Source organism: Mesoterricola silvestris, from assembly GCF_030295405.1.
Classification (GTDB): domain Bacteria; phylum Acidobacteriota; class Holophagae; order Holophagales; family Holophagaceae; genus Mesoterricola; species Mesoterricola silvestris.
In genome coordinates this window covers 684,996-702,654 of record NZ_AP027080.1, presented here as the reverse complement: position 1 = coordinate 702,654, position 17,659 = coordinate 684,996, and the positions used below count along the sequence as shown (strand labels likewise).

Genomic DNA, 17,659 nt, shown 5'->3' with positions numbered 1-17,659 from the left:
GGTTTCGAACCCAGCCCGTTCCCGGATGAGGCGCCGGTCCCTCGGTTTCAGGGAAGGATTGTCTGCTGGCTTCGGCAGGGATCGTTGGGGTGGGTCGGTAACTCGGGCTAGCTGTCCAGCTCTTCCTTGCGCCCCGTCTGGCCCATTTCCAGGAGCCGGTCATTGGCGCGGCCGGCCCATTCGCTGCCGGGGTAGCTCTCCACCAGCTTCCGGTAGAAGCCCTGGGCCTCCTCCTTGTACTTGGCCAGCTCGTCCTTCACCAGGGCATTGAAGGCCTTGGTGAACTCCGCCAGCTCCTCCTTGCTGAGCTTGGACAGGTCCTCCTTCTTGACCTTGGCCAGCCAGTCCTTGTTGAACTGCTTGATGACCTCGCCGTCCACGGGGCGCTGGCGCATGGCCTCGCCCAGGAAGTAGTAGGCGCGCTCCCGGTCCACGTACTCGGGGTAGGTCTCCATGAGGTTCTTGAGCCGCTTTTCCGCGGGGGCGAACTGGTAGTTCTTCACCATGAAGATCCCCACCATCAGTTCGGACTCCGCCAGGCGGCGCCAGCACTGGGTGATCTTGGCCTTGGCGTCCACCGCGTAGGCCGACCCGGGGGCCTCCTTCAGGAGGGCCTGGAAGGACTCCAGGGCCCTGCGCGTCTCGGTCTGGTCCCGCTCGGCGCTCTCGATCACGGCATAGTGGCACAGGGCGATGCGGTAGAGGGCGTAGTCCCGGCGCTCGTGGCGGGGGAAGTAGGTGAGGAAGCTCTGGTACTCCACCAGGGCCTCGGGGTACGTGGAGGTGGAGCCGAAGAAGAAGCTGTCGGCGACCAGGAGCTTGGAGAGGGGGAATTCCGCCGCGGAGGGCAGGCGCTCCTCGATGACCCGCAGCACCTTGCGCCCCTCCTCCCACTTGCCGTTCTGGAGGTAGATCTGCCCTTCCGCCAGGATCTGGGCGGCCGTCTGGCCCACGGCCGCCTCGGGCTTGGGCTTGGGCTTGCGGCAGGCCACCGCCCCGACCATCAGCAGGAGGCCGCAGCCGAGAAGGGGGAGGGTTCGGGAGAGGTTCATGGATTTCCTTTGGTTTCTCAATTCAAAATGGTGCCAGGAAGGGCTTTGGTTCCTTCGAGGGGGGGAAAAACCTTGGCCAGCCATTCCTCGGTGATGCGTTCGGCGTCGAACCGGCGCAGGTCGTGGAAGACTTCGTGGAGGAAACCCTCCAGCCGGTGCCGCTCCAGGCGGTCCGGGGGGACGGCCTTCCACAGCTCCTCGGCCCCGTCGGGGTCGGCGATGGTGTCCTGGCCGGCCTCCAGGAGCAGGATCGGGCGGTCCAGTTCGGCCCCCATGGGCAGGAGTTCCCGCCGCCCCTCCTCCAGGGCGTCCAGGAAGGCCGCGGTGACGAGATGATGGCACAGGGGGTCGTTCCAGTAGCGCTGCACCAGCACGGGGTCGGAGCAGACCTGGGTCTTGTCCCCCTTGATGGCCAGGGGCCGGTGGGGGGCGGCGAGGAGGAGGAGCTTCTGCAGGAGGCGCAGGGGCAGCGGGATCGGCCGCAGGACCACGGCGGGGCTGGAGGCGATGAGGCCGTCCAGGGTGTCCGGGTGCCAGAGCAGGACCAGGAGCCCCACCAGGCCCCCGAAGCTGTGGGCCAGCAGCACCTGGGGCCACACGGGCCGCAGGGAGCCCCGGCTGAGGGTGTCGTTGAGGCGCTCCTGGCGCAGCAGCAGGGCCAGGTCCTCCACGGGGGCCTTGATGCCCCGGGCGTCCCCCCTCACGCCGCCGCTGCGGCCGAAGCCCTGGTGGTCCATGGCCGTCACGGACCAGCCGTTGCGGTGGAGCCACCGGGCCGTGTGCCGGTAGCGCTCCCCGTGCTCCCCGTAGCCCGGGGCGATGACCACCCGGCCCCGGGGGCTGGGGTGCTCCCATCGCGCGAAGGCCAGGGGTGCCCCCCCATGCCCGGTCAGGAACCCCCGGACGGTGGGCTCCATATCCTCGGGCAGGACGGAAAGGTTCTCGCACATCCCATGAGGATACCTTGGGAATCCCCGAACTTCCCTCCCCGGTTTCGGAAGGGGGCCCGGAACGGCTAGGATGGGGGATGGACTTTGATAGCCTCGTCAGAGCAAAAAACGAACTGGAACCCCGGGTCGACCAGCTGCGCCGGCACCTGGATCCCGACCGCAAGCTCCTGGAGCTGGAACAGCTGGAGGAGCAGACCGCGGCGCCGGGCTTCTGGGACAACCCGGAGGCCGCCAAGCCCATCCTCAAGAAGCGCGGCGTCATCACCGACGAGCTGGCCCTGGCCAAGCGCCTCGGGGGCGGCCTGGACGACCTGGAGACGGCCCTGGAGCTGGCCCGGGACGACGCGGAGATGCTCCTGGAGGCCGAGGGCCTGGAGGTCGCCCTCCGCAAGGCCGTGGAGGACGCCGAACTGCGCATGATGCTCAGCGGGGAGCTGGACGCCAGCAACGCCATCGTGGCCATCGCCCCCGGGGCCGGCGGCACCGAAAGCTGCGACTGGGCCGCCATGCTCCTGCGCATGTACCTGCGCTACTGCGAGGACAAGGGCTGGAAGACCGAGATGCTGGACTTCCAGGAGGGGGACGAGGCCGGCATCAAGGGCGCCACCTTCCTGGTGTCGGCCCCCTACGCCTACGGCTACCTGCGGGCCGAGGCCGGGGTCCACCGCCTCGTGCGCATCTCCCCCTTCGACGCCGCCAAGCGGCGCCACACCAGCTTCGCGGCCGTGTACGTCAGCCCCGAGCTGGACGACACCATCGAGATCGAGATCCCCGAGAAGGACCTGCGCATCGACGTGTTCCGCGCCAGCGGCGCCGGCGGCCAGCACGTGAACCGCACCGAGAGCGCCGTGCGCTTCACCCACCTGCCCACGGGCCTCGTGGTGAGCTGCCAGAACGAGCGCAGCCAGATCCAGAACCGCGCCACCGCCCTCAAGGTCCTCAAGGGCCGCCTCTACGAACTGGAGCGGCGCAAGTTCGAGGAGAAGGTCGCCCAGGCCTCGGGGGAGAAGTCCGACGTGGCCTGGGGCTCCCAGATCCGCAGCTACGTGCTGGCCCCCTACCAGATGGTGAAGGACCACCGCACCTCCGAGGAGACCAGCCAGACCCAGAAGGTCCTGGACGGGGACCTGGACGCCTTCATCCGCACCCAGCTCCTGGCGAAGAGCCTCAAGGCCCAGTGAAACCCCACTGCGATCTCTGCCTCTCCCCCATCGCCGAGAACCGCACGGTGAGGCACCTGGAGGGCGGCACCCTGGAGTTCTGCTGCCCGGGCTGCGCCACGGTCTTCGAGATCCTGGGGCCCGAGGAGGCCCGGCGCATGGGGCCCCGCTTCAAGGGCGAGGGGGGGGAGGACGCCGAGCTGCCCCCCGGCCCCTACCTGGAACTCTGGCTGAAGGTGGACGGCATCGCCTGCGCGGCGTGCGCGCCACTGGTGGAGGGGATCCTCCAGTCCCAGCCCGGGGTGGTCAAGGCCACGGTGGAGACCGTCTCCGAGGTGGCCCAGGTGCTCTACGCCCCCGGCCGGGTCCACAAGGAGGCCATCGCCGCCCACTGCGCGCGCCACGGCTTCCCGGCCCGGGAGCAGAGCCCCCTGGACCCCGACGAGGAGCGTGACGCGGGCGTCCACGGCCCCCTGCGCCTGGTCCTGGCCATCGTCCTGGGCGCCAACGCCATGATGAACGCCATGGTGATGTACGCCGCCTTCGCCCACGACACCGGCGTGCGCTGGCTGGCGGACCTGGTGTTCATGGACCGCATCTACGATCCCGATCCCCTGCCCCTCACCGTGCGCAACGCCTTCACCCTCACCACGGGGCTGGCCGCCCTGCCCGTGCTGCTCTACTGCGGCTGGCCCATCATGGTCACCGGGTGGCGCCGCATCCGCCTGGGCTCCCCCAACACCGACAGCCTCGTGGGCTTCGGGGCGCTGCTGGCCTTCGCCGTGAGCCTCTATTCGGCCCTTGTGCTCCACACCCACCACGTGTACTTCGACACCGCCTCCATGCTGGTGTCGCTCCTGGTGGTGGGCCGCGCCATCGAGGGCGGCGCCAAGGGCCGGGCCCGCAGGGCTGTGGCCGGGCTGCTGCAGCTGTCCGCGCCCGGGGCCGAGGTGCTCGTGGAGGGCGCGTGGCGGGAGGTGGCCCTGGACGCCGTGACCGAAGGCGACCGCGTGCGGGTCCGCCAGGGGGGACGCATCCCCGTGGATGGCCGCGTGGTGTCGGGGGAGGGCTGGGCGGACACCTCCTCCCTCACGGGCGAATCCCTGCCCGTGGCCCTGAGCCCGGGCTCCCAGGCCCTGGCCGGAACCCTCCTGGCCTCGGGCACCGTGGAAATGGAGGCCGTGGCCGTGGGCGCCGCCACGCGCCTGGCCCAGATCGTCCAGCGGGTGCGCCGCACCCTGGCGGCCCGGGCCCCCATCCAGCTCCTCGCCGACCGCATCGCCGCCGTCTTCATGCCCGTGGTGATCGCCCTGTCCCTCCTGGCGGGCTTCGTGGCCTACGCCCGCGCCGCCACCCCCGTGGAGGCCCTCATGGCCGGGGTCGCGGTGCTGGTGGTGGCCTGCCCCTGCGCCCTGGGCCTGGCCACCCCCATGGTGCTGGTGGCCGCCGTGACGGAATGCGCCCGGCGCGGCATCCTCCTCAAGGGGGGCGAGGTGCTGGAGAAGGCCCCCGGCATCCGGGCGCTGGTGCTGGACAAGACCGGCACCCTCACCACGGGCCGGCTCGACTTCACCGGCACCCGCGCCGGGGCGCCGGAAGGCGAGGCCCTGGCCCTGGCCGCGGCCCTGGAGGAGATCTCCGTGCACCCCCTGGCCGAGCGCATCTTCCGGGAAGGGGCCACCCGCGCCCTGGCCGGGGGCCCCGCCCTGCCCCCCGTGGGGGACCGGGTCAACCATCCCGGCCTGGGCGTCTCCGGCACCCTGGACGGCGAGGCCGTCCTGGTGGGCCGCCCCTCCTGGCTCCGGGACCAGGGGGTGGAGGCCCCCGCGGCCTGGTGGGACGGGGACGGCCTGGAGGGCTCCCTGGTGATGGTGGCCCGGGGCGGCAGGGCCCTGGCCCTGTGGGGGCTGGGCGACAGCCTGCGCCCCGAGGCCCCCGCCGCCGTGGCGTCCCTGCAGCGCATGGGCATCGCCTGCTGGCTGGTGAGCGGCGACCGCCTGGAGACCTGCCTCGCCGTGGCCGCCCGGGTGGGCATTCCCGCCGACCGGGTCCTGGCCGGGGCCCTACCGATCGAAAAGGGCGAGAAACTGGCCTGGATCCAGAAGAACGTCGGACCCGCGGCCATGGCCGGGGATGGCGTGAACGACGCCGTGGCCCTGTCCCAGGCCGACCTGGGCATCGCCATGGGCAGCGGCGCCGGCGTGGCCCTGGAAACCGCGGGCGTGGTGCTGGTCCACCGGGATCTGCGGCGGATTCCCGTGTTCCTGGCTCTCGCCCGGCTCGCCATGCGCCGGGTCCGCCAGAACCTGGGCTGGGCGCTGGTTTACAACGCCATGCTCGTCCCCCTGGCGCTCACCGGCCACATCCATCCCATCCTCGCCGCCACCGCCATGATGGCTTCAAGCATCAGCGTCGTGGTGAACAGCGCCCGGAAGCTCTCTTTGGACGCCCGGCCAAGGAATCTTGAAACGATGGTTTGACACATAATTGATGTTTATTTCGTTTTAAACCGTTCATTCGAAAAGATGACTTGCGGAGTCGGGCACTGCGACTAGAATTGTCAGTGCCGATCAACAACGCAGCTGGACCAGCGCACGACATGAACTTTCGCACCGAAGATCCCGCCTTTTTTAAACACACTTTTTCACACGACTACGTTTCAACCCGTGGGTAAGGGTTCCATGCCGCCCGGAGACAGGCGGCGTGGAACCCGCATACCATCCACCCCGCAAGGAGATTCCATGATCAGCATAAAAGCTGCTTTGATGGCGCTATGCACCGCCGGCGCCCTGTCCGCCCAGGGGGCCGTGGACCTGAACGGCCTGGCGTCGGCCGCCAAGCGCTTCGCGTCCCAGGGTCTGCAGGGGACCCACTCCCCCGCCGACCTGGATCTGCGCCTGGTACGCGGCGACAACGGGGGGAACCCCGCCTACCTCATGTCCAGGGCCGCCGACGTACAGCGGTGGACCCTCTTCTACGAGGCCCGCTACCCGGTGCCCGAGGAGGCGGTGGCCCCCGCCCCCCGGCCCCGCTCCGCGAGCGTGAAGTGCACCAAGGGCCTCTTCTCGGATTTCCTCCTCTCCAAGTCGTCCATCCCCGCATGCAAGTCCATGGAGAACACCTGGGTGGCCGTGAACCTGGATTCGGCCATCGCCGGCCTGAACGCCAACGGGTACGTGCGCGGGTTCTCCCAGGTGGAGACCAAACGGCCCGATGCGCCGGGCTACCCCGATGAGCTCGTCTACGTGTTCACCTGCCCCTGGGAACGGGCGAAGGTGGCCATCTCCGGCAACACCGGGGCGCTGGCCTGGTACCAGATGTACTGATGAAGTCCGTCGCGGGTGGAGGGTAGTCTGGAGGTCGACAAGGATGCCGACCATGGACGTCTTCCACCCGCGCCGCTTCGTTCCGCCCCTTCTGGCCGCGTGTGCGGCCCTGCCCGCCCCGGGCGCCGGGATCCAGGCGCCCGACGCCGCGTGGCGCACCATCGCCACCGCCCACTACCGGATCCACTACCCGCCGATGCTCGCGGGATGGGCGCAGGACGTGGCCTCCCGCATCGAGGGCATCCACGCGCAGGTGATCGCCCTGGTGGGCTACGAGCACCCCGGGCCCATCCAGGTGGTCCTGCTGGATCCCGTGGCCGAACCCAACGGGATGGCCGTGCCGCTCCTGCCCTACCCCCACGTCACCCTCTGGGCCACGGAGCCCCGCAGCGACGACTTCCTCGGGAACGCCTACAGCACCTGGACCGAGGAGCTCGTCAGCCACGAGATGACGCACATCCAGCACCTCACCCGGACCCGGCGCCCCCGCACCGCCCTGGACAACCTCTTCGCGCTGCCCCTGGGGCCCCTGGTGCTGAAGTGCCCCAGGTGGGTCACCGAGGGGTACGCGACCCTGGCGGAGGGCCGCATCACCGGATCCGGCCGCCCCCACAGCGCCCTGCGGGCCGCCCTGATCCGCCAGTGGGCCCGGAACGGGAAGCTCCCCCCCTACGGAGCCCTGGACGCCACCCGGGGCTTCATGGGGGGAAGCATGGCGTACCAGGTGGGCTCCGCCTACCTGGAGTGGCTGGAGCGGCAGCGCCCCGCCCAGCCCGGGGTGCTGAGGAACCTGTGGAAGCACCTGGCCTCGAAGCGCAACCGGTCCTTCGACGCCGCCTTCCTGGCCACCTTCGGGTTTTCCGCCGCGGACGGGTACCAGCGCTTCCAGGCCGAAGCCGCCCACGACGCCCTGGAATGGGAGCTCCGCCTCAAGGCCCAGGGCCTTCGCGAGGGGGAGCTGTTCCTGCGGAGCGCCGGCGGGCTGCGGGACCTGGCGGTGAGTCCCGACGGCACGCGGCTCCTGGCTTCCCAGGAAGCCCGGGGGCAGTCCGGCCTCTGGATCTGGAGGCTGCGGGATCCCGCCCCCCCGAAAAGGCCGGTCCGCCCCGACCCGGACGCCCCGGAGGACGCGCCCCCGGAGAGCCCGTCCCGCAAGCCCGCGGCCATGCTCCCCGCCCTGGACCACCGGGTTCCCCAAGCGGGGGAATGGGTGAACGACGGCACCGTGCGCTTCCAGCTCAAGCACGCGGATCCGGAGGGCACCCTGCGCCGGCGCCCCGCCCTGTGGCGCATCGGCAAGGGCGTGGACCGCGCGCCGTCGACCCTGCCGCCCCCGCGCTGGCGCACCCTGGACCCCCTGAGGCGCGGCGCCGCCTGGGCCCTGGAACTGGAGGGCCGGCCGGTGCCCCTGCCGGGCCAGGCCGTGGGCCGGGCCTTCGTGGACGAGGGCCGGGGGCTCCTGTGGGCCGGCAGCGAGGTGGAGGGCGGGGTGGAGGTGGTCAAGGTGCCCTTCGTCCGCGAGGGGGGCGCCCCCGTCTTCCAGGCCGCCCAGGTCGTCACGCGCACCGTGTCCGGCGCCTGGAACCCGGCCCCCAGCCCGGATGGGCGGACCCTCTTCTTCACCACCCTGGACGCCCGGGGCATGGAGATCCGCCGGCTGGACCTGGCCCTGCCGGCCCTTTCCGCCGCCCCCGCTCCGGAGCCCCGCTTCCTCACCACCCGCACCGTCCTGCCGCCCCCCGTGGAACCCGTCACCCTGCCCCAGGTCCCGGGCCCCCTGCCCTCCACGCCGTACCGCGCCGCGGAGAACGGCTGGATCCAGATCGCATCGGGGGCGACCCTCACCCCCTCGGGCAGCGCCTGGCAGCTGGGCCTGGCCGGGGCCGACCTCCTGGGCCGGCTGTCCTGGCAGGTCCTGGGGGGCTCCGGCGACGACGCGGGCCCCCGGGGGGCGATGGCGGGCGTCTCCAGCGCCGCCTGGGCCTGGCGCCCGGCCCTCGCCGTCTTCACCGCCACGGCCCGGCCCTCCCGCCAATCCTTCGCGCCGGTGGCCGCCGACACCCGGCGCCAGGGCGGGGAGGTGTCCTTCACCTACGAGGACCGGGGGGACCATCCCTTCTGGTTCAGCCCGGTGGCCGCCTTCGAGCGGGTGGAGCCCCTGGATTCGGGCCCCGCGCGCACCCGCGGCCTCCTGGGGCTCCGGGCGGGGATGGGGGCCCTCAAGGCCCGGGGCCCCTGGGGCCTCGCGCTGCATCCCCAGCTCCAGGCCTTCACCGGGACCACCGGCGGGAACCGCTGGAACCTCGTGCGGGCCGACCTTTCCCTGCGCCTGGAGAACCCCGCGGTCCCCCTCGTCCTGAGGACCTCCGGAGGCCGCGTCACCGGGGGCGGCGCCGCGGGCGAGGCCTTCCACCTGGGCGGCACCTCCACGAGCCTCGTCCCCGCGAGCCTCGATTGCGGCCAGGTGGAGCAGCCCGCCCTGCCTTCGCGCCTGGCCACGGGGGACCGCTTCCTGCGGTGGCGGGGGGAGGCCGGCGGCGCGCTGCACGCCTATCTGGAAGGCAGCGCCCTCTGGGACCCCGGCGCCGGGCGCCCTCCCTTCACCCGGGTGGCGGGCCTGGAGTTCGCCCTGGACAATCCCCTGGGCGGCGCCAGCGAGGCGGTCCTGCGGCGCCTGCGCATCCAGGCGGGCATCCACCGGCCCCTGGACGGCGTCATGAAGGGCCGCACCGTGGGCACCCTCGCCCTGGTGGTCCGCCCCTGAGGAGGCCCCGTGCTGGTCGCGGCCCTGGTCCTGGCATCGGCCCTGCTCCACGCCCTGTGGAACGCCCTGCTGAAGAAGGCCCCCGGCATCGAGGCCGCCTCCTTCGGCATCCTGGCCATCTCCTTCCTGGCCACCGCGGCCATGTCCCCCTTCCTGCCGGGCCCGGCCTTCCCCCCGGGCCCCGCCCTGGCCTGGGGCCTGGGGGCCGGGGTCTGGGAGGGGCTCTACTTCCTGGCCCTCGCCGGCGCCCTGAAACGGGCGCCCCTGGGCTGGACCTACACCTGGATGCGCGGGGGCTCCCTCCTGCTGGTGTGGCCCATCTCGCTCCTCTTCCTGGGTGAACGGATCCGGCCCCTGTCCGGCCTGGCGGTGGGGGTGGTGGGCGCGGGCCTGGGCCTCATGGGCCTCGTCCCCGGCCGGGGCGCGGCCCGCGGCGGCCTCGCCTGGGCCGGGGCGGTGGGCGCGGCCATCGCGGGCTACACCCTCTGCTACAAGCTCAGCCTGGCCCACGGGGCCCGGGCCATCCCCCTGTACGCCGTCTCCATGGCGGTGAGCCTGCCCATCCAGGTGCTGGCCCGGGGCCTGGCCCACGGCTTCCCCCGCTCCGACTTCCTCGCCCCCCGGGGGACCCTGGTGGTGGGGGCCGGCCTTCTTTGCACGGCCAGCTTCCTGCTCTACCTCCAGGCCCTGGCCCTGGGCGGGGCGGGCCTCCTGGCCACCCTGCGCAACAGCTCCGTGGTCTTCGCGGTGCTGTTCGCCCGGGTCCTCGGGGAACGGCCCTCGCCCAGGCAATGGGCCGGGGCCTGCCTCGTGGCCGCCGGGGCCGTGGGCCTGGCCTGGCCCTAGAAGTGCCGTAAGATCCCTTACACCAAGCATTTAGGTTTTATGGTCCACTCGGATGGTCCCGCACGCGATCAGGGATGCGGCGCGTCCTGGGGGGACCCGCACCCGAAGGCCGCGGCGAAGGCCGGAACCCGGGCCAGGGCGGCGTTCACGGCGAGGCGGGACGCTTCCGCGGGTCCCGCCTGGCGCCGGCTCCGGGCGAAGGCCAGGAAGAAGCGCTGCGCGGGGGTGAAGCCGTCCAGGGCTTCCCGGGGACGGCCCTCCAGGGCCTTCTCCAGGCCCGCGAATGCGGCTTCCACGCCGGCGGATTCGCCCTTCTCTTCCAGGAGGCCCCGGCCCAGCTCCCGGGCAATGAGCACGCCCAGGCCGCCGAAATTCACCGCGTCGTCGGCCCGGGGATCGAAGAAGGGCGGCTGCAGGACGCCCGCGGGCAGGAGGAGCTGGTTGCCCACGGGGTCGTAGACCACCTCGACGGCGGTGGGGGCAACGGGCCACCGGGCAGGGTCCGCGGGACGTCCCGCCCGCGCCACCTGGCTCCGGAACCTCCAGGCCGCGGCCCGCTGCACATTGGCAAGGAAGCCCTCGCGCTCCACCCTCAGGGCGGAGAAATCCGGCCAGGCCTCGGGATAGCCCGCCCTCACCTCCAGGGCGCCCAGCCTCGCCAAGGCGCCCCGGTCCCGGAGCCCCTTCCCCAGGGCGGACCGCACCTGGCCGGCCAGGGCCTGGGCGCGGGCCCTGCACCGGAGGGAACAGGTGCGGGCCACGTACATCTGCCCCAGGGCCTCCCCCAGGGCCGCGTCCGTGGCCCGCACCACGCGCCGCCACCGGGGCCCGCGCATCTCCGGCGCGCCGCCGCGGAAGGCCATGGCCGCGTTCTCGAAGGCCTCGCCCAGGAAGGGGGCGCCGGCGTCCAGGAGGCGCGCCTTGAGGTAGGTCCGCCACGGGGGCGCGGGGGTGTCCCCGGCCATGCCGGAGAGTTCGGCCAGGAATTCCGGCTGGGCCACCCGCAGTTCCGCCTCCGAGGCCAGCCCCACGGCCTGGAAATAGGCCTGCCAGGGGAACCGGGGCGCCAGGGCGGCCAGTTCCTCCCGCGTCATCCGGCGCGGGGCGGCGTCCCGGGCCTGGGCCCCGGCCAGGCGCCGCTCCAGGTCGAAGGCGATGCCCGCGTGGGCCCGCGCCAGGGCCGGCGATTCCCCCGCCAGCGAGAACAGCCGCGCCAGGTAGTCCAGGTACGCGGCCCGGCGCCCCCGGCCCTCCTCGGCCAGGTAGTCCCGGACGGGCATTCCCAGGCCGCCCGGGGACAGGTGCGCGATGTCCAGCGCGGGGCGTCCGGGTTCCGGCCCCACCGTGAGGAGGAAACCGGCCCCGGCGCCCAGGGCGTGGAGCCGCGCGAATTCCGGGCCCAGGTCCCGGGGATCCCGCACCGCGTCGACGCGCGCCAGCCCCTCCCGCAGGGGCCCCAGGCCCGCGCGGGCGATGGCGGCCGTGTCCATGCCCGAGGCGTAGAAATCCCCCACCTGGCGGGGCACGCTGCCTTCGGGCGCCAGGGAGGCCGCGGCCTCCTCCGCCGCTTCGCGCAGCACCTCTTCCGCGCGCGCCCGCGCCTCGTCCAGGGCGCCCCAGGACGCGCGATCCGGGGGAACGGGGTTGGACCGGGCCCACCCCCCGTTGGCGAACCGGAAGAAATCCCCGCAGGGCGCCCCGGAAGGATCCAGATCCGCCGTGCGGATCCCGTGGACCTGCGCGCCCAGCACGCCGGCCACGAGGCCGGGAAGAAGGAACCGCGCCGCGCGTATCAAGGAACACCTCACGTATCATGATGCGGAGGGCCTTCCGGCCCTGTCAATGCGGGGAGCTGCCATGAGGATCCACCTGTCCCGGTTCGTGTGCATGGACGTGGCGTCCAACCTCGCCCGCATGGAGGCCGAGGCGGCCCGGGCCGCCGCGGACGGCGCGGACCTGGTGGTCTTCCCCGAAGGCTTCCTGCACGGCTACCGGCGCACCCTGGATCCCGCCCAGGCCCGGGCGCGCTTCCGCGCCATCTCCGGGGACCACCCGCGCACGGGCTTCGTCTTCGGGTCCATGACCGAGGACCGTCGCAACCGCCTCACATTCTGGGAGGGAGGGGTCCAGAGGGCCAGCTACGACAAGGTCCACCTGTTCCGCCCCAACGGGGAATTCGAGCTCTGGGAGCCCGGGGACCGCTACGTGGCCGTGCGTTTCCGGGACTGGACCCTGGGCCTCATGAACTGCAACGACCTGCGGTTCCCCGAACAGGCCCGGGCCCTTCGGCTCCAGGCACGCTGCGACGCCCTGGTGGTGCCGGCCTGGTGGCCCTGGCGCCGCGACCACGTGTGGAGCGCCCTGCTCCAGGCCCGGGCCATCGAGAACGGCGTGTTCGCCGTGGGCTGCTGCGTGAGCGCCTCCGAGCACCCCCTGGAATCCTTCGCCGGCGCCGGCAACCACGTCTTTGATCCCCTGGGCGACCCGGTGCGCACCGTGGACGACCACGCCTACGTGCTGGACCGGAAGGTGCGGGACGCGCTCCTGGTGGATCCCCTGGAGATGTTCGTGGACATCGGAAGGACGGAAATCTTCTAGGCGTGCACGGACGCCGCGGCGGGGAAGAGGAGGCGGAACCGCGTGCCGGCGCCCAGGGAGGAGCTCACTTCCACCCGGCCCTGCACCCGCTCCAGGAGGATCTTCACCGAGGCCAGGCCCAGGCCGGTCGCGGTGCCGGGGTCCTTGGTGGTGAACAGCGGCTCGAAGATCCGCTCGTGGTCCGCCGCGGCGATCCCGGTGCCGGTGTCCTCCACGTCCAGGTAGGTCTCCCCGGTGAGCCGCTCCTTGCCCACGGCCACCCGGATCGTGCCGCCCCCGGGCATGGCGTCCCGGGCGTTGGCCACCAGGTTCAGCAGGATCTGCTTGAGGTCCTCGGTGTGGATGCGCACCGGCGCGGGTTCCTGGCCGGGCTGCAGGAGCAGGTGCACGCCGCAGGGCACCAGCAGCTTCAGGAGCCCCTCCAGGGCCCCCAGTTCGCGCCGCAGGTCCCGCACCTCCCCCTCCTCCTGCAGCCGCCGGGAGAAGTCCATCACCCGCGAGGAGAGCACCGCGGAGCGGTCCACGGCCTCGATGATGGCTTCCACGGCGAATCCGGAGACCTTCATGCGCCGCTCCAGTTCCATCTGCAGCACCTCCGCGGCGGAGAGGATCGAGCCCAGGCCCTTGTTCAGGTCGTGGACCAGGCCCGCGCCCAGCACCACCACCGCGTTCAGCCGCTCATTGAGCAGGACCACGTCCTGCATGCGCTCGAGCTCCAGCGTGCGGCTCAGGACCCGCGCCTCCATTTCCCGGTGGGAGGCCGCCAACTGGCCCTGCAGGAGGAACTGGCGCAGCACCAGGGTGGCCGTCATGAGCAGGAAGACCAGCAGCACCGGAGGTTCCGGCGCCCTGCCCCGGATGGTGGCCGCGACGATGAGGGTGGAGGCGGCCAGGAAGGGGAGGTGGAGGAGAAGCCCGGACAGGGGGTATTCGTGGTGCTCATCCGCGGAGGGGACCTCCACGGGACGGGCCGTGTAGGCGGCCAGGAAGAGGGCCCCCGAAACGAGGGGCGTCAGGGCGAACCAGGCGGATCGGGCGGCAACGTCCAGGTGGGCGAAGGAATGGGAGAGGAAGGCGCCCTGGAGGAACAGGAGGCTCGCATTGAGGAGCATCCAGCCCAGCGGCCCCTTCAGGCGCCGGGGGTCCCCGGCGGCCAGGAAGGCCGCGAGGCTTCCCGTGAGGACCAGGCGGGAACACAGGGTCACGACGAAAACCCTGGCGGGCGGCGCGCCGTCCATCAGGGGCCCCCAGAGCCCATGGATCCATGGGACCAGGAGGAAGGATAGGCAGAACACCAGGCTCCCCAGGAGATTGAGCGTACGGTTGCCCTCCCGTCCGTGCCAGGGCCAGGTCCACAGGGCCAGCGCCAGGATGGCCGCCGAAAGGGGCGTGGCGGCGTAGGCCGCGATGCGCATGGCCCCGGCCGCGCCCGGGGCGAGGGGAAGGAACAGCCACAGGCCGTTGCCCAGCATGGAGACGGCCACCCCCCCGGCGAAGATCCACCACCCCGTCCGCTCCTCCGGTAGGTCCCGGGCCTTGGCCAGGGCCAGGCCCGCGGTGGCCACGTTGAAGAAGATCACCAGCGCGGAATGGACGTAATAGGGGCTCCTTCCGGGCAGGGCCGGAATGAGCGCCAGGAGGGCAAGGCTCAGGCCGCCCAGGAGCGCGTAAAGCGCACCCGGCGAAAGTATGTATGAGACATTTCCCATCGTGCTCAGGCCCACCCGGACACTCCTTTATCGTCCAGACCCCCCGAAAACTCAATATCTTTCTGATGGTTATCCTTCAAAATGAACACCTTTAGCCAATTATCATACCGATTTAATATGTTATTTTATTAATGAGGCTTATTTGCATGGTTTCCCTTCCGGAGGGGCGACGCGGACCGATCATTCGGTCGCCAACCCAAGGGTAGCGTTCACTTAAATTCCCGCACCGGAACCCTCCGGGGAGGCCGGCCCGGCCGGGGCGCCGCCCCGCCTCCGGACCCCCGCCGGGGCTTTCATGAAATCCCGGCGGGCCCGCACCTTTCCTGCGCCGCCGCCCGGGGTTCAGTCCACGTTCAGGCGGTAGCCGATGCTGGGCTCGGTGAGGAGGTACCTCGGCCGGGTGGGGTCCGGTTCGATCTTGCGGCGCAGCGTGCCCATGTAGATGCGCAGGTAGTGGGTCTGCCCTTCCCCGGTGGGGCCCCACACCTCGTTGAGGAGCTGGGCGTGGGTGGCCACCTTCCCGGCCCGGCGCGCCAGGGCCTCCAGGAGGCGGTACTCCAGGGGGGTGAGCTTGACGGGAACGGCGTCCATGGCCACTTCCCGCTTCTCAAGGTCCAGGCAGAGGGCCCCGAACCGCAGGACCGGCGATTCCCGTCCCACCTGGGTGGCGTGGCGCAGGGCGACGCGGATGCGCGCGAGGAGTTCGGCGGCGCCGAAGGGCTTGGTGAGGTAGTCGTCGGCGCCCAGGTCCAGGGCGCCCACCTTGTCCTTTTCCTGGTTGCGCGCGGAGATGATGAGGATCGGCTTTCGGCTCCAGTCCCGCAGCTCCCTCACCACGTCCAGGCCGTCGCAGTCCGGCAGGCCCAGGTCCAGCAGGATGATGTCCGGATTGTAGCTCCGGGCCAGGGCGATGCCCTCGGCCCCGGTGGAGGCCACGTCCACCTGGTAGCCCTGGGTGGAGAGGGTGGGAACCAGGAAGCGCCGCAGGGGCGCCTCGTCTTCGATGATGAGGATCAGGGGCTGGGTCAAGGGGCTGGCTCCAGGGGAACGAGGTCGGGGAGTTCAGGGAGGGGTCCGTCCTGGGGAAGGCTGATGCGGAAACGGGCCCCGCCGCCCTCGTGGTCCTCGACCCAGATGCGGCCGCCGTGGGCCTTCACGATGGCGTCGCAGATGGCCAGTCCCAGGCCCGCGCCCCCGTCCCGGATCTGGTCGGGCATGCGGAAGAACTTGTCGAAGATGCGCTCGCGGAAATCCGCCGGGACCCCGGGGCCCCGGTCCGACACCGCCAGTTCCAGGGAGCCGGGTTCCGCCCACGCCTCCAGCAGCACCTCGCTGTCCTCCGCGTGGAGCCGGGCGTTGATGAAGAGGTTCTGGAGCACCTGCTCCATGAGCCCTCCGTCCAGGGGCACCGGGGGCAGATCGGGGGGCATCCGCACCCGCACGGGCACCGGGCCCTGGCGCTCCAGGCGCACGATGGCCGAGCCCACCACCTCGTCCAGGGGCTGCCATTCCTTGTGCACCCGGATGATCCCGCTCTCCAGGCGGGTGAGGTCCAGGAGGTTGCCCAGGAGCCGCGTGAGGCGCACGCTCTCCTCCCGGATCATCACCAGGAGGTCGCGCCGGGTGTCGTCGGGGAGGGCCTCCTCGGGCAGGAGCAGGCTGGTGGCCGCGCCCTGGATGGCCGCGAGGGGGGTCCTCAGGTCGTGGGACACCGCGCCCAGGAGCGTGCTGCGCATGCGCTCGGTCTCGTTCTCCAGGCGGATGCGGTGGGCGGCCTCCACGGCCTGGATGCGCTCCAGGGCCAGGGAGCCCTGCACCGCGAACGACTGGAGCAGGCTCCAGCGGTCCTGGGGCAGGGGCCCCCCCGAGGCCAGGCGGATCTGGAGCAGGCCTTCCGTGCCCCCGGTGCCCGCGAGGGGCACGAAGGAGCAGGGAGCCTCGAAGAAGGGCTCCAATGGGTCCTCCCGGGCGACGGCGGCGCTGGATTCCGGCAGGAGCCGGGAGGGGGGAGGGCCCGGGGGGACCTCCCCGCCTTCCGGGAGGCGGAGCCACCGGTCCCCCGGCGCGGGCAGGAGGACCCAGGCGTCGGCCTGGAAGAGGCTGTGCAGGCGCTGGGCCAGCACCTCGGCCACCTCCTGGACCGTGGAACAGCGCGCCAGGGCCCGCCCGAGGAGCATGAGCAGCACCGTCTCCGCCTCCCGGCGCCGGCCCAGGCGGGTCTCCTGCCGCAGCTGGCCCACCAGGTCCACCAGGGCCTGGGCGCCCAGGACGGTGGCCGCGAAGGCCACGAAGCGGGGCCAGCTGTCCACGGAGAGGACCCCGAAGGGACGGTTGAACCAGAGCGCATAGGCGAGGAAGGCCGCGCCCGTGGAGGCCGCGGCCACGGCCCGGCCCCAGCGGTGCACGATGAACCCCAGCGCCAGGGCGAAGGTCACCGGGACCGCGGGAAAGCCCAGCACCACCGCCAGCGCCGCGGCGAAAAGACACGTGAAGACGAGGATCACGCCCTGGGCGCAGGCGATGCCCACCAGGTCCCCCAGGTTCCTCCAGGCGAACTCCACGGGCGGGACGGAATCCAGCGCCAGCGGCAGGATGCGCACATCCAGGTTGCGCCGGAGCAGTTCCTGGGTCCGGGAGCTCTCAAGGCGGTCCCAGGGACCCCGGGCGCGGGTCATGCCCAGGACGATGAGGGAGGGCGCCCGTTTGCGGGCCAGGCCCAGGAGGCCGGCCACCACGGTGGAGCTCCTGAGCCAGGCGACCTCCGCGCCCAGTTCCTGGGCCTCCTGCAGCCACACCCGGGCCTGGTCGGCCTCCTCGGGGGTCTCCCACCCCGGGACCTCCACGTGGGCGACCACCCAGGCGCGGCCCTGCTCCCGGGCCATGCGGAAACCCGCATGCACCAGCCGAAGGCTCCGTGCGTCGGAACCCAGGGCCACCAGGATGGGGCCAGGCGCGATGGGAGGATCGGAGGTCACGGGAGACGGGCTCCGGGGATAAGCCATCATGTCACACCCGGCGGAAAGGTCGCCCCTTCTGACCCGCCGATGCCGGGAACAACCGGAATTCGGCTTTTAACCCCAACCGGCCCCAAAGACAAAAAGCGTTTACGGCCTCCGTCCGACCCGGCGTTCGACGTCCCCCCTGAACATTGTGATTTCCCTCACAGCGGAAGGCTTAGCCGCGACCCAGGCGACACTTTTTTACGCAATCTTTATACCCGAGAAGCCGGTCTTCATATCAACGTCTTTATGTCC

Annotated in this window: 12 protein-coding genes; 6 read left to right on the top strand and 6 right to left on the bottom strand. The window is 71.8% G+C overall.

Features of this window, described 5'->3' with window-relative positions:
• Positions 1-107: 107 nt before the first annotated feature.
• Positions 108-1,052, bottom strand: coding sequence for an outer membrane protein assembly factor BamD (locus R2J76_RS02965; RefSeq protein WP_316414293.1), 945 nt, complete (start codon positions 1,050-1,052; stop codon positions 108-110).
• Positions 1,053-1,069: 17 nt separating this feature from the next.
• On the bottom strand, positions 1,070-2,002 hold the full coding sequence (locus R2J76_RS02960) for an alpha/beta fold hydrolase (RefSeq protein ID WP_316414292.1): 933 nt from the start codon (positions 2,000-2,002) through the stop codon (positions 1,070-1,072).
• Positions 2,003-2,079: 77 nt separating this feature from the next.
• Between R2J76_RS02960 and prfB the strand changes: the two genes are divergently transcribed.
• From prfB to R2J76_RS02935, 5 genes are all read left to right on the top strand, one after another.
• Positions 2,080-3,183, top strand: coding sequence for a peptide chain release factor 2 (gene prfB / locus R2J76_RS02955; RefSeq protein WP_316414291.1), 1,104 nt, complete (start codon positions 2,080-2,082; stop codon positions 3,181-3,183).
• Positions 3,180-5,642 (top strand): heavy metal translocating P-type ATPase, encoded by a 2,463-nt coding sequence (locus tag R2J76_RS02950; protein ID WP_316414290.1) that lies wholly within the window; start codon positions 3,180-3,182, stop codon positions 5,640-5,642. The genes prfB and R2J76_RS02950 overlap by 4 nt, the downstream gene beginning before the upstream one ends.
• A 261-nt stretch (positions 5,643-5,903) precedes the next feature.
• A complete protein-coding gene (locus R2J76_RS02945) occupies positions 5,904-6,488 on the top strand; it encodes a hypothetical protein (protein WP_316414289.1) in 585 nt (194 codons plus the stop codon).
• Between the two features lie 52 nt (positions 6,489-6,540).
• Positions 6,541-9,252 carry a hypothetical protein gene (locus R2J76_RS02940; RefSeq protein WP_316414288.1) on the top strand — a complete coding sequence of 904 codons (2,712 nt, stop codon included), beginning with the start codon at positions 6,541-6,543 and terminating at the stop codon, positions 9,250-9,252.
• A 9-nt stretch (positions 9,253-9,261) separates the two neighbouring features.
• The gene (locus R2J76_RS02935) at positions 9,262-10,098 is read left to right on the top strand and encodes an EamA family transporter (RefSeq protein WP_316414287.1); all 837 of its coding nucleotides are present in this window, start codon (positions 9,262-9,264) and stop codon (positions 10,096-10,098) included.
• A 68-nt stretch (positions 10,099-10,166) separates the two neighbouring features.
• Here R2J76_RS02935 and R2J76_RS02930 read toward each other — a convergent pair whose 3' ends face one another.
• A complete protein-coding gene (locus tag R2J76_RS02930; protein ID WP_316414286.1) occupies positions 10,167-11,894 on the bottom strand; it encodes a M13-type metalloendopeptidase in 1,728 nt (575 codons plus the stop codon).
• A 61-nt stretch (positions 11,895-11,955) separates the two neighbouring features.
• Here R2J76_RS02930 and R2J76_RS02925 point away from each other — a divergent pair, with 61 nt between their 5' ends.
• The gene (locus tag R2J76_RS02925) at positions 11,956-12,696 is read left to right on the top strand and encodes a carbon-nitrogen hydrolase family protein (RefSeq protein ID WP_316414285.1); all 741 of its coding nucleotides are present in this window, start codon (positions 11,956-11,958) and stop codon (positions 12,694-12,696) included.
• On the opposite strand, the gene R2J76_RS02920 is transcribed toward R2J76_RS02925, so the two are convergent.
• From R2J76_RS02920 to R2J76_RS02910, 3 genes are all read right to left on the bottom strand, one after another.
• Positions 12,693-14,405, bottom strand: coding sequence for a sensor histidine kinase (locus R2J76_RS02920; RefSeq protein WP_316414284.1), 1,713 nt, complete (start codon positions 14,403-14,405; stop codon positions 12,693-12,695). The two genes, R2J76_RS02925 and R2J76_RS02920, sit on opposite strands and share 4 nt — an antisense overlap.
• A 342-nt stretch (positions 14,406-14,747) precedes the next feature.
• Entirely contained in the window at positions 14,748-15,434 is a 687-nt protein-coding gene (locus tag R2J76_RS02915; protein WP_316414283.1) for a response regulator, read from the bottom strand.
• The gene (locus R2J76_RS02910) at positions 15,431-17,380 is read right to left on the bottom strand and encodes an ATP-binding protein (protein WP_316414282.1); all 1,950 of its coding nucleotides are present in this window, start codon (positions 17,378-17,380) and stop codon (positions 15,431-15,433) included. Before R2J76_RS02910 ends, R2J76_RS02915 begins: the two co-directional genes overlap by 4 nt.
• Between the last annotated feature and the right edge of the window lie 279 nt (positions 17,381-17,659).